This window comes from Pseudomonas sp. UBA3149 (genome assembly GCF_002364655.1).
Classification (GTDB): Bacteria; Pseudomonadota; Gammaproteobacteria; order Pseudomonadales; family Pseudomonadaceae; genus Chryseomonas; species Chryseomonas luteola.
The window spans coordinates 219,203-233,449 of record NZ_DEYV01000005.1 but is presented as its reverse complement, the minus strand read 5'-3'; the positions used below and the strand labels follow the sequence as shown (position 1 = coordinate 233,449).

Annotated in this window: 13 protein-coding genes and 1 pseudogene; 8 read left to right on the top strand and 6 right to left on the bottom strand. The window is 56.4% G+C overall.

The window, feature by feature from the left end:
- Positions 1-25 precede the first annotated feature (25 nt).
- From B3729_RS02855 to B3729_RS02840, 4 genes are all read left to right on the top strand, one after another.
- Positions 26-973, top strand: coding sequence for an ATP-binding protein (locus B3729_RS02855; protein WP_286786993.1), 948 nt, complete (start codon positions 26-28; stop codon positions 971-973).
- Between the two features lie 272 nt (positions 974-1,245).
- On the top strand, positions 1,246-3,210 hold the full coding sequence (locus tag B3729_RS02850) for a hybrid sensor histidine kinase/response regulator (protein ID WP_286786992.1): 1,965 nt from the start codon (positions 1,246-1,248) through the stop codon (positions 3,208-3,210).
- A 72-nt stretch (positions 3,211-3,282) separates the two neighbouring features.
- Complete coding sequence (locus B3729_RS02845) at positions 3,283-3,411, top strand: hypothetical protein (RefSeq protein ID WP_286786991.1); 129 nt, start codon at positions 3,283-3,285, stop codon at positions 3,409-3,411.
- A gap of 107 nt (positions 3,412-3,518) precedes the next feature.
- Complete coding sequence (locus tag B3729_RS02840; RefSeq protein WP_286786990.1) at positions 3,519-4,391, top strand: DMT family transporter; 873 nt, start codon at positions 3,519-3,521, stop codon at positions 4,389-4,391.
- Between the two features lie 621 nt (positions 4,392-5,012).
- Here B3729_RS02840 and B3729_RS02835 read toward each other — a convergent pair.
- A complete protein-coding gene (locus B3729_RS02835) occupies positions 5,013-5,402 on the bottom strand; it encodes a hypothetical protein (RefSeq protein ID WP_286786989.1) in 390 nt (129 codons plus the stop codon).
- Between the two features lie 355 nt (positions 5,403-5,757).
- Here B3729_RS02835 and B3729_RS24695 point away from each other — a divergent pair.
- Together B3729_RS24695 and B3729_RS24690 are read left to right on the top strand one after the other, a co-directional pair.
- A pseudogene (locus B3729_RS24695) lies at positions 5,758-6,786 on the top strand (HAMP domain-containing protein); the annotation flags it as partial.
- A gap of 150 nt (positions 6,787-6,936) precedes the next feature.
- On the top strand, positions 6,937-7,641 hold the full coding sequence (locus B3729_RS24690) for a methyl-accepting chemotaxis protein (RefSeq protein ID WP_404627791.1): 705 nt from the start codon (positions 6,937-6,939) through the stop codon (positions 7,639-7,641).
- Between the two features lie 46 nt (positions 7,642-7,687).
- On the opposite strand, the gene B3729_RS02825 is transcribed toward B3729_RS24690, so the two are convergent.
- From B3729_RS02825 to B3729_RS02805, 5 genes are all read right to left on the bottom strand, one after another.
- Entirely contained in the window at positions 7,688-8,140 is a 453-nt protein-coding gene (locus B3729_RS02825) for an NUDIX hydrolase (RefSeq protein WP_286786987.1), read from the bottom strand.
- Complete coding sequence (locus B3729_RS02820) at positions 8,137-8,331, bottom strand: hypothetical protein (RefSeq protein ID WP_010797482.1); 195 nt, start codon at positions 8,329-8,331, stop codon at positions 8,137-8,139. Before B3729_RS02820 ends, B3729_RS02825 begins: the two co-directional genes overlap by 4 nt.
- A gap of 161 nt (positions 8,332-8,492) precedes the next feature.
- Positions 8,493-9,353, bottom strand: coding sequence for an acyl-CoA thioesterase II (tesB, locus tag B3729_RS02815; RefSeq protein ID WP_286786986.1), 861 nt, complete (start codon positions 9,351-9,353; stop codon positions 8,493-8,495).
- A 118-nt stretch (positions 9,354-9,471) separates the two neighbouring features.
- A complete protein-coding gene (locus tag B3729_RS02810) occupies positions 9,472-11,079 on the bottom strand; it encodes a nitroreductase family protein (RefSeq protein ID WP_286786985.1) in 1,608 nt (535 codons plus the stop codon).
- A gap of 16 nt (positions 11,080-11,095) precedes the next feature.
- Entirely contained in the window at positions 11,096-11,692 is a 597-nt protein-coding gene (locus B3729_RS02805) for a GNAT family N-acetyltransferase (RefSeq protein ID WP_010797479.1), read from the bottom strand.
- A 287-nt stretch (positions 11,693-11,979) separates the two neighbouring features.
- On the opposite strand from B3729_RS02805, the gene B3729_RS02800 reads away from it, so the two are divergent.
- Entirely contained in the window at positions 11,980-13,599 is a 1,620-nt protein-coding gene (locus tag B3729_RS02800; RefSeq protein WP_286786984.1) for a histidine kinase famiy protein, read from the top strand.
- Positions 13,596-14,234, top strand: a complete 639-nt coding sequence (locus B3729_RS02795) for an exopolysaccharide biosynthesis protein (RefSeq protein ID WP_233432208.1) — start codon at positions 13,596-13,598, stop codon at positions 14,232-14,234. The genes B3729_RS02800 and B3729_RS02795 overlap by 4 nt, the downstream gene beginning before the upstream one ends.
- Positions 14,235-14,247 lie beyond the last annotated feature (13 nt).

The window sequence follows — 14,247 nt, the reverse complement described above, 5'->3', positions numbered from 1 at the left end:
TCGAGCCGCGGCCCTGACCCACCGATTGCTGGCCTTTTCCCGTCGCCAAACGCTCGACCCCAAACCGACCCAGGCCAACCAGCTGATCGAAGGCATGCGTGAATTGATTACACGTACCGTAGGACCAGCCGTGTGTATCACGACCGATCTCAGTGAAACACTCTGGCCCACGCTCTGTGACCCCCATCAGCTTGAAAACGCCCTGCTGAACCTGTGTATCAATGCACGAGATGCCATGCCGGATGGTGGCCGATTGCTCATTCGAACCGAAAATCGCTACCTGGATGAGACCAGCGCCCATGAGCGCGACATGAATCCGGGTCAGTACATCGTGACGGAAGTATCCGACACGGGCACAGGCATGTCGCCGGAAATCATAGAGCGTATCTTCGACCCGTTCTTTACAACCAAGCCTATCGGCAGGGGTACCGGGCTGGGTCTGTCCATGATCTATGGATTTGCCAAGCAGTCCGGCGGTCAGGTACGTGTCCTCTCGGAGCCGGGCAAGGGTACCACCATGAAAATCTACCTGCCCCGCTATGCAGGTGCGGTCGAGGCCGGTGCGGAGCAAGTTAGATCAGGGGAGGCACCACGCACGGGAAAGGGTGAAACCGTACTTATCGTCGATGATGAGCCCACTGTACGCATGCTCATCAAAGAGGTACTCGAAGAGCTGGGCTACAGGGCAATCGAAGCGGCTGATGGCGCGTCAGGGCTTGCCATCCTTTCCTCCGCTGCACATATCGATCTGCTGATTTCGGACGTAGGATTGCCAGGAGGCATGAACGGCCGCCAGATGGCCGATGCCGCTCGCCATCAACGTCCGGACCTGAAGGTACTATTTATTACCGGCTATGCAGAAAATGCGGTAGTAGGCAATGGTAATCTGGAGAATGGCATGCATCTCATGACCAAACCTTTTTCCATGGAGTTGCTGGCAACCCGCCTGGACACTATCCTCAAGAAGCGGTGAAAGGTTGCGTCCAAAGGCACTATCCTGAGCGCGACCCCAAGAAAATGAGGCGCTAATCGCTATATGCCAATGCCTGACCGTTTTGCAGTTTGGGTAGAGCGTTCTGTCACTTGTCAGGATTACGCTACGGCCTCAACCTGAACGAGTCGGGACCTTATCGCAATCGGTGTGTCCAACACGAGTGACTGCGGATCATTTACGAGCGTGCCCTCACACGCCGTAACATCCGTTCTATATCCTTAGCGTGGCAAGCCCGAGCCATAGACTTGAGCTTGAAGCCGTTATCAGGTACCGGAACCTTGCAGCAAAAGAAAGAAACGCTCTTCGATCGCCTGCAACAGTGGGTGTTACGCCATGAATGGCCTACTCCCCTACGCTATGCTGTTGCAGCGGCGGCTGTCATTGTCAGTGCGGGCATTCGTCTGGCCCTGCCTGTCCTGGGCCTGCCGTACCTGCTGTTCATTCCGCTTCTGATGATTATCGGCTTCACGCTGGGCCTGGGGCCTGGTCTGTTCGCCACCGTTGTTGCTGCCCTTGCAGCGGCCTATCTGTTTGTCTCTACACCCTTTACGTTCGATCTCGATCTGCTTCAGTGGGCAGCCAACGCCCTGTTCATCCTGGTTAACTTCGGCATCGTGGCGGTGTGCGCTGCACTCAGAAAGAACCTGATTCGCCTGAACGATCTGATGGACACGCTAGAGCGTCGCGTAGAGGAACGTACCCGTGAGCGCGACCAGATCTGGCAAACAACGCCTGACTTGGTGTGTACAACTAACGCTGCTGGCTATTTTGTAAGCCTTAATCCGGCCTGGACCAAAACGCTTGGCTGGTCCGACCAGGAGATGCATTCCAAGCCCTTCAGTGAATTTGTCCACCCGGACGATGTAGAGCGCACCGCCCAGGCACTGCACATGCTGCAACGGGGCGACACGGTCTTTCGCTTTGAGAACCGCTACCGACACAAGAATGGCACCTATCACTGGTTGTCTTGGAATGCCGTGGCTCGAGGGGATCAGATTTATGCCACCGTGCGCGATATTTCATCCGAAAAAGAGCAAAGCGAAGCACTCAACCGCGCCGAAGAATTATTGCGACACAGCCAGAAAATGGAAGCCGTAGGTCAGCTTACTGGCGGTATCGCTCATGACTTCAATAATCTGCTAACAGGCATCTCCGGTAGCCTCGAGATGATCCAGATGCGTGTGGCCCAGGGTCGCGCTACGGATATCGATCGGTATATTACCGCCGCCCAGACGGCCGCCAACCGCGCGGCTTCCCTGACCCACCGGCTGCTGGCCTTCTCTCGTCGCCAGACGCTCGATCCAAAGCCGACCCAGGCCAATATGCTGATCGAGAGCATGCAGGATCTAATCGACCGGACGGTAGGCCCGGAGATTACGGTAACCACTAGCCTGTCCGCTGACCTCTGGTCAACGCTGTGCGATCCGAACCAACTGGAAAGCGCCCTGCTCAATCTATGTATCAATGCACGGGATGCCATGCCGGACGGCGGCCAGCTGACAATCCGTACCGCCAATATCTGGGTCGATGAGCGTGATGCCCATGAACAGGACATGCTCTCTGGGCAATACGTTGCCATAGCAGTCATGGACACTGGCATTGGCATGACCCCAGAAATCGTAGCGCGGGCATTCGACCCGTTCTTTACGACCAAGCCCATCGGCATGGGGACCGGCTTGGGCCTGTCCATGATTTACGGATTTGCCAAGCAGTCCGGCGGGCAAGCACGCATCTATTCCGAAGCTGGCAAAGGCACCACGGTCTGGATCTATCTGCCGCGCCATCTGGAAGAGAGCAAACCAGAGCCTCAGCAGACTGAACTGATGCGCGCCCCACGTGCAAGCACCGGCGAGACCGTTCTGGTTGTTGACGATGAGCCGATGGTGCGCTTGCTTATCACCGAAGTGCTCGAAGAGTTGGGCTATGCCGCCATCGAAGCGGCCGATGGCGCCTCGGGGCTGAAGATACTGCTCTCCGATATGCACCTGGACCTGCTGATTTCGGACGTGGGCCTGCCCGGCGGCATGAACGGGCGGCAGATGGCCGATGCGGCCCGCCAGGCGCGCCCTGATCTCAAGATACTGTTCATCACCGGCTATGCAGAAAATGCAGCCGTGGGAAATGGCAACCTTGAGGCAGGCATGCACGTCATGACCAAACCATTCCCAATGGAGTTGCTGGCCAGCCGGATCAAGGAAATTATTCTGGAAGATTGATTATGGCTTGCGCTCTGCCAGCGGAGGCGCTAATGTTTCTTAATCATTTGCCAGCTGTTGGCTGACGCTACCATGAATCATCTGCATACAGGCCAGTTCTCCTCCTCGTCCGCACCGGACGTGGCGTGCCTGCATGCGCGTTTCTCCCTCGCACCACCTGTCGTATCCCCTCCGGCTGTCGTGGCAGTAGTCGCTGCCTGATGACGCTCGGCTGATTACAGCCGTTTTCTTTCTCCAGTCTTGATCGGAACTGCCTACCACAGGCCGTTGGCTGGAGCCTGCTTTTCGTACTGACAGGTGAAATGACAATGTTAGGTTCATTAAGAAACCTGCTTGTGGCCAATAGCGCCACAGGGTTGTTCGTGCTGCTCTGGAGCAGCGGCGCGTTATTCGCTCACGTGGGTGTTACCCACGCCCCCGCATTCGCGTTCCTGCTGTTACGCTTCTTCATTGCGTTTACAGTGCTCTTGCTAATGGGGCTCTGGCGGCGGCGCTGGTTGCCATCGCCGGGCTCTCGCAGCCGGGTAGCCCTCACCGGAGCGCTGCTTATCGGCGGCTACAGCATTTGTTATCTGTTGGCTCTGGATAAAGGCGTTACGCCGGGAGTCCTGGCTACCCTTCTGGGTGTACAACCCATTCTTACCCTGGTGCTGGTTGAAAGACGATTATCACCCCGTCGGCTAGCGGGCCTGCTGTTGGCCCTGGGTGGACTGTCTCTGCTCGTCTACCGCAGCCTGGCGATGGCGCATCTATCCTTGAGTGGAATTCTGTATGCGCTGGCAGCGCTCTTGTGCATGTCGATTGGTGCCATTCTGCAGAAAGGCCTGAGTCAGCCCCCAGCGGACGTCTTGCCGTTGCAGGTCGGTATCAGCCTGGTACTCTGCCTGCTTTTCGTCCCCTTCCAGCCCATCACGTTTGAGCTGTCTTCGGAGCTTGTGACATCCGCTCTCTGGATGGCGGTCGTCATCTCTGTTTTTGCACAACTCCTGTTTTACCGACTCGTACAAACCGGCAATCTGGTAAACGTAACCAGTCTGTTTTATCTGGTGCCACTTGTGACAACGCTGTTGGATTACCTGATTCTTGGTCACCGGGTCGACGCACAAGGTGGAATGGGAATGGTGGCCATTCTTTTAGGGCTGGTATTGGTATTCCGTCAAAATAAGCCTGCCGACAGCTGATGCAACTGTGCCAGAAGAACGGTCTCTATCGCCCTTCTGGCACAGATTTATTCATTGAGGTTTCGTAATAAACAGGTCTGATGCGTATTTTCCATTCCTCTTTACAAGCAATGGATGCGACGCATCAGACTCAATAACGGCAGGACGGCCTAGCATTAGTTGGGCATTGCGATCGTGACAACCAACAAGATACCGAACAAGGTGGAAAGTGTGGCAAACCAAGCCGTAGAGCTGGGTCTTTTACGAGGATATCCGCGGTTTGTTTTTGAAACAGCTGGATATGCAGATTCTGAGTTCATGTCTCTCAAACTGAATAATAGAGTTGCCCGTCAACGATTTCACGGGTAGATGAAGCCAAACGGCGAGCCATAGCGTTCATGCAAGGATGGCTCTACAAGCAAGCGTCACGGTTCAGGACGCCTGTCTTCCTGCACGGCGCATAGATATATCAAACTTTTCAGAGCAGAGAGAGCGAGAGATGTTTGCAAGTTTTTGCATGAAGCGAGGGTTTTGAAAGAGCCGGCCCTGGCAGGCAGGACCGAAACAGGAGGGTATACAAGCGGCGCATGCTCTTTTGCCCCCCTTCTCTCACTGAGACATCTATTTTCAGACGTGTTCAGGTCAATAGCCCAACAGCCCCTGCGCAGCATCCAGACTGCTTATCTCCACGCCGGTGGACAGCGCCGCGAAGAGCACTACCATGTAGCGCGCCATTTCCAAAGCGTCCGCCTCCTCGCAATCCAAGGTAAGGTCCTCTACATCCCACAGGGGACAACTGACGCACATGGTTTTCTCGTGGGGGTTGTAGGACAGGTGAATCCCCAGGCGTATCTGAAGTCGACGTGACTCACCATCGTCGAGATGGGGCAGCCACTGGAAGCTCTCGCCGTTTTCATCCCTGACGATGGGTATGTCCTGCGCCCAATCGATTACCTTCCAACCTAGGGCTTCGGCCGCCAAAGTCAATTGCTGGCGCTGATCAAACGGATCGCTGTCGGTTTCTAAAGCCATACTGTTACTCCATCAGGGCAATGCTGTACTACTTAAAGCATAGCTGGCTGCTTCAAACAGGCTGAACTTGGCAGATAAGCTGTCGGCTCCGCCTGCGACACAGACATTTGGCAACGTCGAATCCTCAAGCAGATCCAGCATTCTCGTGAGCCAAAAAGACGAGCGAGTCGCCATATCCAGCCCGCACTGCTGCAGTGCCCTGCCATGTCCGCGCCTCTCTGTACAACCGATCATCGGCCATTGATACCTAGACGAGCATAGCGCTCCAGATTTATCAAGCTGGGCCGATAGCCTCCTATCAGTCCGCGGCAATTGGTTGCCGTGTCGTATTTGTCTCTGTCGGTTTGATGTCTTTATGAAATGGTCTTTGCGTAAAAAGATTGCTCTATCCTCCAGCACTGCGGTACTGCTGGTGGGCGCCAGCCTGACCGGTATGAACTTCTGGAACAGTCAGAAAAGCCTGGAAATCCACATTGCAGAACAGGTCAGCAATGCCAGCAGGACGTTCAGCGCCAACGTGCGTTACTGGCTACAAAGCAAGGAGGTGGTGCTCCAGGCTGTGAAGGCCACTGACGACCCGTCTGCCATGCTGTCGATTCTTAATCAGGCCAAGATTTCCGGCGGTTTCGACAACGTCTTTTTTGCTCGGGCCGATGGCAGCCAGGTGAACGCCAACGGTGTAACCCTGCCGCCAGACAATAATGACCCTCGCAAATGGAAGTGGTACCAGCAGGCGCTGGTCGCACCAAACAAGGTCTACATCTCGACGCCGACTATTGCAGCGGCTACTGGCAGCCACGTGCTGTCCCTGGGCCGCGCTCTGCAGCAGAGCGGAAACACGCTTGGGGTGGTGGGCGCTGACGTCAGCATGACCGAGATCCTTGAGCAGCTGAAACAGATCAAGCTTCCTGGCAATGGCTCGGCCTTCTTTGTAGACAAGGACGGCACTATTCTGGGCCACACGGACACGGCCCTGCTCGACAAGAAGGTCAGCGACCTGATGACGGAGCTCACCCCTGCCACCCTGGCGTCATTGGCTGCCAGCAAGGGTACGCAGCACTTGCTGGACCATAACGGTGAGCGTTTGTACGCTGTCCCGATCGATCATGATGGAGAGATTCTCATCATGACGCTGGACGACGCTGTTCTGACCGCCCCGCTCTATCAGCAACTGTGGGTGAGTCTGGGCGCATTCGGCGCTATCCTGGTTCTGTCGCTGATCGCCATCAACATGCTGTGCGCCTGGCTGCTACGCCCGCTGGGTGTGGTCTCCCAGGGACTTCAGGTAATCGCCCATGGCAATGGTGACCTGACCAAGCGCATCCCTCAACAGAGCCAGGACGAGGTGGGCCATCTGGCCCTGCACTTCAACCAGTTCGTGGCCAGTCTGCATGAACTGGTTACGCATATTCGCCATCAGGCGGTGGAAATCGGCCAGGAGTCCACGACGGTGCTAAACAACAGCACACTGTCGGTCGCTGATCTGGGTCGTCTCCAGCAGGAGCTGACGCTGGTCGCAACAGCAGTCACCGAAATGGCTTCGGCTACCCAGGAAATTGCGGGCAATGCCGAACGTACGGCGCAATCGGCGCAGCAGTCTACCGAAAGCAGTCAGCAAGGTCTGGAGCTGGTTCGCAAGACCCAGACCTCCATTACCGATCTTGCCCAGGAAGTGGCGCAAACAACCCAGGTCATCACTGAGCTCAGCCAGCACTCCCAGTCCATTTCCAGCGTCTTGACCAGCATCCAGAGTATCGCCGAACAGACCAACCTTCTGGCCTTGAACGCAGCGATCGAAGCGGCGCGGGCGGGCGAGCAGGGTCGCGGCTTTGCGGTGGTGGCTGACGAGGTGCGGACCCTGTCGCAACGTACCCAGGCGTCTACCCAGGAAATCCAGACGACTATCAGCAATCTGTTGCGTGTAACACAGGATGCAGTCAGCCGGATGGACAACAGCCGTCATCTCGCTGAACGCAGCGTGGCGGATGCCGATCAGGCGTACGTGGCGCTGGAGCAGATCACCCAGTCGGCCTCGCTGATCTCGGACATGTCGATGCAGATTGCAGCGGCGGCTGAGGAGCAGACCTCCGTGACGGAAGAAATTACCCGTAACGTGGTAACCATTAAATCCTTGGGTGATACCCTGGCTGAAAGCTCAGTGCAGGCGGAGCATCAATCCCGCTCACTGCAAAGCCACGCCGGTGATTTGAATGAACGCGTGTCCCGCTTCATTCTGTAACCCTGCCTTGCTGTCCACTCCCTTACCCAGGGAGTGGACCCTCTTCTCAACCCATCCGTCTAACACGGTCGTGAATGACCTTTAGGACTTCCCGAAATACCCAGTGCCACTGGGACGATGCGGCTCGACCAAGTGGGTACCAGAAAAAGCGAAACTCCAATCCGCCTCCATCGGTGGTGCGATGGGCCCAGCCCTCAGGTAACTCGTACGCGCTTTCGCACAGGTGCATCGACCATACCTGCTCCTGATAGCCAGAGATCCATGTTCCTAGATCCACAGGCCACTCGGGCACTTGGATACCTGATTCTTCCCATAGCTCCCGCAACGCAGCCTCAGCAGGTAGTTCACCCGGCTCGATAGACCCTTTGATTAACTGAAGCCCTGCCAAGGGGTGCTCGAACGCCAGTATCTGCAGTTCGCTTTTATGACGCAGTACGACCGGACATGCCTTAACCGGACTTGCTGAAGCATCGTTATTTGCCAAGGGCAGCCTTGTCATCGCACGTCGACCTGGTTCAGCTGACGCCTCAGCCGATCGTTTTCCCTCTGTAACGCTGTGATGTGGTAGCGCAAATCCTTGATGACACTCAGGTGATAGCGGTGCTCAAGCTCCAGCGCTCGGTAGCGCTGCATCAGTGTGCCTGAGTCTGCCATAGCCAGGGATTGGGAAAGATCGTCTGCTGGAGACATCGGTACGCCCTCCTCTTATTTACTGTTTATTTATACAGTAGTCAGCGGAGCGCAAAATGACAACCTTTTCTGACGCCAAAAGACTGGTCGTACAGGAAATTTCATTGATGTGTCATAAAAAGGGCGGAGCCCGTCCGCCCTTTTCAAGATATCGACTGTTTTTAGACGCGCTTGCGGATCAACCCTTCCTGGGCAACCGAGGCGACAATCTGACCCGCTCGGTTGTATATGCTGCCACGGCACAATCCACGCGCGCCCCCGGCCCACGGGCTATCCATGGAATACAGCAGCCACTCGTCCACCCGTAGCGGCTGATGGAACCAGATCGCGTGATCAAGGCTGGCAACCTGCATCTCCTTATTCCAGTAGCTGATGCCATGAGGCAACAAGGACGTCGGGAGCAGGTTGAAGTCCGAGGCATAGGCCAGCAGGTATCGATGCAGCGCAGGGTTGTCCGGCAGCTGCCCGTTGGCCCTGAACCAGACATGGCGTGCGGGCGCTGTTGGCTCTGGATCAAACGGATGGGTCACCTTGACCGGACGAATCTCGATGGGCTTAGGCGCCAGCAGCTTTTCCCGCGTAGGCTCCGGGATGAACTGGGCAAACTGTTGGATGTAGTCCAGCTCGGACGCCAGCGAGTCTGGATCGGGCACGTCCGGCATTTCGCTCTGGTGTTCAAAACCGGGTTCCAGACCCTGGAACGAGGCACTGCAAAAGAAAATCGGTTTGCCTTTCTGGATGGCCGTGACGCGACGAGTCGTAAAGCTGCCGCCATCCCGGACGCGATCCACCTCATACACCACCGGAATCGTCACGTCGCCAGGCCGCAAGAAGTAGCCATGCAGCGAGTGCACCTGACGCGACGCATCCACCGTCTGGCTCGCCGCTGACAGGGCCTGACCGAGCACATGCCCACCGAATAATTGTGGAAAGCCCAGGTCCTGACTACGACCGCGGTAGAGGTTTTCCTCGATGGACTCAAGGCTTAACAAGGCAACAAGATCATCCAGCACTGTGCTCATCACGTTTTCCGTGGTCGTTTTGATAATGGCCAAATCATACGCAAGTCAGTCATGAAGCCGTAGCCCCATGATGAGGAAACGGCAGCGGCAGGACGTCCCTTCAGGACTCCGCCACCCATCAGGCAAAGTCGTTCTCAGGCGCGGGATAAGCGGGCAGCGAGGTCAGACGCATGTCCACGGTCGCGCGTCCCATGGTGAAGTGATAAAGGCTTTGCCAGGTTGTATCCGCAAGCCCTATCAAGTCATGCACCAGCGGGTCGAAATAGCAACCGATACCGGTGCCTGAAAGCCCTGCCGCTTCTGCCTCCAGGTAAAGCACCTGTCCAATCTGTCCGGTCTCCCAGAATAGCTGCGGATAGCACCAGGCCCCCTGGGCAAGGGCATCATCGAAACGAGCCATCATTGCGATACTGATACAACCGTCAGACGCAATGTCCTGGCCGCAGGAAAGCAAGCCAGCCAGCTCACTGGCATCTCCTTTGAGCAACCGGAACAACCTGAGCCCCTCCGCCTCCTCTACCCGCTCCCAGAGTAAGTCCGCTCGGGCGGTGATATTGAGCTCTCCCTCACTGCGCGCCAGCCAATATAACCCCGGTTCCAGCCCCACAACGCGATTTACAAAGATCAGAAGATCGACCTGAGCAGGCTTGCCCAACGTCAGGAAAGGCACCGGTGCCTGCTCCGGCAATGTACGCCTTAGCCAGGCAAAGAAAAGATCAGACAGAATGCCCGTCCGACCATCCATGGACTGCGCGCTACGCCGTTGATGCAGCAATGGCCGCAGTAGTAGCTGATCGTTTTCCTGGGTAACTACGCCCTGGGAAATAGGCATGTCGTAAGGCAAGCGCTTGGGCGCACGGCATGCGGCAACGATCCGCCCAACCTCAGGCCACTCTACGTACTCTCGCGAAAGTCGATTAGGCGTACCGGCGAGCTGCAACTGACTCAGCAGCTTGAACAGACTATCGGGCAAGGAAGGCTCGGCCGATTGCGGCGGACCGATCCAGAGCAGCGCCTCCATTTGCTCCTGCTCACCAAAGCCGTCTCGATCAACTCCAAACGCCGCATCGAGCGTTTCATCCGCCACGTCGTGAATCAGTCGTGTTTCCCAACCTTGCGCGGCGGCAGCAATGGCAATGGCGGCCAAGGCGTGGCCTATATCATGCTGACAGTAGCGCCAGGCTCGCTCGCCATATTTCCAGGCCTCACGCCAATAGATACTGGACAGTGCGACCAAAAAGCTCCCCGGCGGCAAGGCGCCAATGATGTCTTCATCCAGCACTTCGGGGAGCTCGGCGCGTACTTCCAGGGCATGCAGATCGGCCGTGTAATGTGTCATCAAGGCACGATCGTTCAGTACCCCCGGTGGCAGCAAGGCATAGGCTTCGGTGGGATGTAGATTGCCGGAGGAAGGATTCACTCGCAGCGCCCAGCGGCTGCTGCCCGACTCTTTCCAGGCGGAAATGGCCAAACTGTCATAAAACAGCCGAGAGATATTGGCCGGATCCAGCGGGGCAGGCTCGCCTACCGGGCCTGCAAAGACCTCATCGTACAGAGGCGAATCCTCCAGCATACGGCGCAGTAACGGAATGACTTCGCATCCCCGATAACGACGGAATGGCGCAGGTTGGTTGGCCCAATCGAGCGCATCGGGTCCGCGGGCATAGCCCTCACGACGGTGCATGCTGAGCGAATGATAGGCTCTGACGATGTCTTCTGGGGTCATGCAGTCCTCTTTGTCATTAACAGGCATTCATGCTGTCGCCGGTTTCCAGTCTACTGATCCACTGATGGCGGCTGAGTCGATACAGAACATGGTGGCGCAAGGGGTGACCTTCCGGCAGGTTTGGATGTTCAAAGTCGTCGGCCGGATCGTACTGCATACCCAATCGTGCCATCAGGCCGCGGGAGCGTTCATTTTCAGGCACGGTAAACGCCACGATCTCTTCCAGGCCTACCTGCTCGAAGCCAAAGGCAAGCGCGGCTTCGGCAGCTTCATGGGCATAGCCTTCGTCCCAATATTCGGCACCCAGCCGCCAGCCAATCTCGACCGCTGGCGTAAAAGGTGCGTCGAAATTGGAATGCTCAAGCCCGACATACCCAATGAAAGGCGGACCGTTCCTGACCTCCACGGCCCACCAGCCATAGCCATGATCGTGGAAATGCGCCTGGATACGCTCGGTCAGCGCCTGCGTTTCAGCCTCACTCAGGCATTTGGGGAAAAATTCCATTACCCGTGGATCAGCGCTTTGTGCAGCGAAGGGCGTATAGTCTTCATTGCGCCAAGGGCGCAAAATCAAACGTTCGGTACGTAACACCTTGGGATAGGCCTGGCTCATCTCCACCCTCTTTTAAGGTCCTTTGATGTTGGGACTGTTGTGAAGCCAGAGTATTCCGTAAAGCCGGTTCGGTTTTTTGATAATGGCTACCGCTTGGCGAGATCGGCAGGAATCGTCATCATGAGCGCCAGTCGGCAGCATCGCCTGTATCTGCCGAAACTTGGCATTTAGCCGCATCCTAACAACTACATCTCTAAATTCGACCAATGTATTGACCTTCACTGAGCAATATGGCCGGCGAATGGTCCTACATCATTAATGCGTTCTTTTCAGGCTGCTGCACACACATGACTTCCAAGAATTCGGACAACTTCACCACTAATGACCACAATAAAGTGGCAAAAGGTATGCCAGATGAAGTCCGTAGCCAGCACGGCGATATCTTTTTCGCTGCGGTTAAAATGACTCGCATGCCTATGGTCGTGACCGACCCACGGCAGAACGATAATCCCATTATTTTTGCCAACGACGCCTTCCTGAAAACGACGGGCTATGAAGAGCATGAAGTATTGGGACGCAACTGCCGTTTTCTTCAAGGCCCGGAAACGGACCGGGAGACCATCCGACAGATCCGCGAAAGCGTCGAGTCCCGTCATGAATGCAATACCGAGTTATTGAATTACCGCAAAGATGGCTCGACCTTCTGGAATGCCTTGTATATTTCTCCGGTCTACAACCAAGCAGGCGAGCTGGTGTATTTCTTTGCCTCGCAACTGGATGTCAGCCGCCGCCATGACGCCGAAGAGGCCTTGCGGCAATCCCAGAAAATGGAGGCGTTGGGTCAGCTCACCGGCGGCATTGCCCATGATTTCAACAATCTGTTGCAAGTCATGGTGGGTTATCTGGACATTCTCCGGATCAACCTGGATCGCCCGGAAATGGACAGGGAAAAGGCCAAGCGCCATGTCGACAACACCCGGGAAGCGGTCAATCGCGCGGCCACACTGACGCAACAACTTTTGGCGTTTGCCCGCAAGCAGCGCCTGACCGGTCGAACGTTGAACATCAACGAGCTGATTGAAGAGCGACTCGACCTGCTGTATCGAACGCTGGGAGAGCCCTATCAGCTAACGACTCGGCTGGCGCCTGACCTCTGGAATTGCAAGATAGACCCGACCCAGGCCGAAATGGCACTCATCAATATCCTAGCGAACGCACGTGACGCCATGGAATCGCGGGGTGAAGGTCGCGTCACGATCGAAACCCGCAACATTGAAGTGACGCCAGAGGATATGGCCTACGGAGGCCTGACTCCTGGCCGCTATGCCTGCATCGCCATTACCGATACCGGAGAGGGCATTCCAACAGAGGTGCTTGGACGGGTCCTCGATCCGTTCTTCACAACCAAGGAAGAAGGCAAAGGGACCGGTCTTGGTCTATCCATGGTGTATGGCTTCATGAAGCAGTCCGGCGGCGCGGTTCGTGTGTACTCCGAAGCCGGTATGGGTACGACGGTCCGCCTGTATTTCCCGACGACACAAAGTGAAATCATCCAGCAGCCTGCCGAATCCAATGGCACCAGCGAGGAGCCCGGTAACGAGACTATCCTGGTTGTGGATGATCGAGAAGAAGTGGCAGCGCTGGCGCAGGCGATTCTTGAGGAGTTCGGCTATTCGGTTCGGGTCGCCTACAATGGCAAGGAAGCGCTGGCTACCCTGGAGCAGCATGGCGATATCCAGATGCTCTTTAGCGACCTGATCATGCCCGGCGGCATGAATGGCGTAATGCTTGCCCAGGAAGCCCGCCGACGCTGGCCTCATATCCGCGTCCTGCTCACGACCGGCTATGCCGATACCACGCTGGAACGTGGGCAGACGGATACCTCTGAATTCGAAGTGCTGAGCAAGCCCTACGGTCGCCTGGAACTCGCGCGTCGAGTCAGGAAGATACTGGACGGAGCAGGATGAATGACAATGAGGGTGTGATGGAGGAAGACGATCACTACGAGTGCAGCGCCGAAAGTGACTCACCAGCCAGTCTGGAAGCCTTTCTCAGTTGCCTCGAAGAGGTCGGGCGCAGCCCGGAAAAGGTTTCCGTGGGCCACTTGATCGATGCCATCGGGAGTCGCTCCTACGGTCCACTTCTTCTGCTTGCAGGCATCATTGCCCTGTCTCCCCTGACGGGCATTCCTGGCGTTGCCACCGTCATCTCGATCTATGTCGTTCTGGTTAGCGTACAACTGCTCATCGGCCGCAAGCATTTCTGGCTGCCGCGCTGGGCACTGAAACGTCAGGTTCCGCGTGGCAAGCTACGAAAATCACTGCGCATGCTGCACCCTACCGCACGTTTCGTGGATCGCTTTTTGAAACCACGTCTGACCTTCCTGACCAAGGGTATCTTCCAGCACATCACGGCGCTGCTCTGCATTGGGGTCGCGGTATGCATGCCGGTTCTGGATCTGGTGCCCTTCGCCAATACCACGGCCGGAGCCGCCATGACGGCGTTCGCTATTTCGTTGATCGCCCGTGATGGACTTATATTCCTGCTGGCTAGCGGATTCTGTTGCGGTATCGTCTGGCTGCTCATCAGTCTCCTGCTTTAGCCATCAGCCTTTT

What these genes read in the sequence shown, in the direction of transcription:
- B3729_RS02795 (WP_233432208.1), top strand. Translation starts at nt 13,596, where the DNA reads ATGAATGACAATGAGGGTGTGATGGAGGAAGACGATCACTACGAGTGC.
- B3729_RS02820 (WP_010797482.1), bottom strand. Translation starts at nt 8,331, where the DNA reads ATGTCTCCAGCAGACGATCTTTCCCAATCCCTGGCTATGGCAGACTCA.
- B3729_RS02845 (WP_286786991.1), top strand. Translation starts at nt 3,283, where the DNA reads ATGAATCATCTGCATACAGGCCAGTTCTCCTCCTCGTCCGCACCGGAC.
- B3729_RS24690 (WP_404627791.1), top strand. Translation starts at nt 6,937, where the DNA reads ATGGCTTCGGCTACCCAGGAAATTGCGGGCAATGCCGAACGTACGGCG.
- B3729_RS02835 (WP_286786989.1), bottom strand. Translation starts at nt 5,402, where the DNA reads ATGGCTTTAGAAACCGACAGCGATCCGTTTGATCAGCGCCAGCAATTG.
- B3729_RS02800 (WP_286786984.1), top strand. Translation starts at nt 11,980, where the DNA reads ATGACTTCCAAGAATTCGGACAACTTCACCACTAATGACCACAATAAA.
- B3729_RS02825 (WP_286786987.1), bottom strand. Translation starts at nt 8,140, where the DNA reads ATGACAAGGCTGCCCTTGGCAAATAACGATGCTTCAGCAAGTCCGGTT.
- B3729_RS02805 (WP_010797479.1), bottom strand. Translation starts at nt 11,692, where the DNA reads ATGAGCCAGGCCTATCCCAAGGTGTTACGTACCGAACGTTTGATTTTG.
- B3729_RS02840 (WP_286786990.1), top strand. Translation starts at nt 3,519, where the DNA reads ATGTTAGGTTCATTAAGAAACCTGCTTGTGGCCAATAGCGCCACAGGG.
- B3729_RS02810 (WP_286786985.1), bottom strand. Translation starts at nt 11,079, where the DNA reads ATGACCCCAGAAGACATCGTCAGAGCCTATCATTCGCTCAGCATGCAC.
- tesB (WP_286786986.1), bottom strand. Translation starts at nt 9,353, where the DNA reads ATGAGCACAGTGCTGGATGATCTTGTTGCCTTGTTAAGCCTTGAGTCC.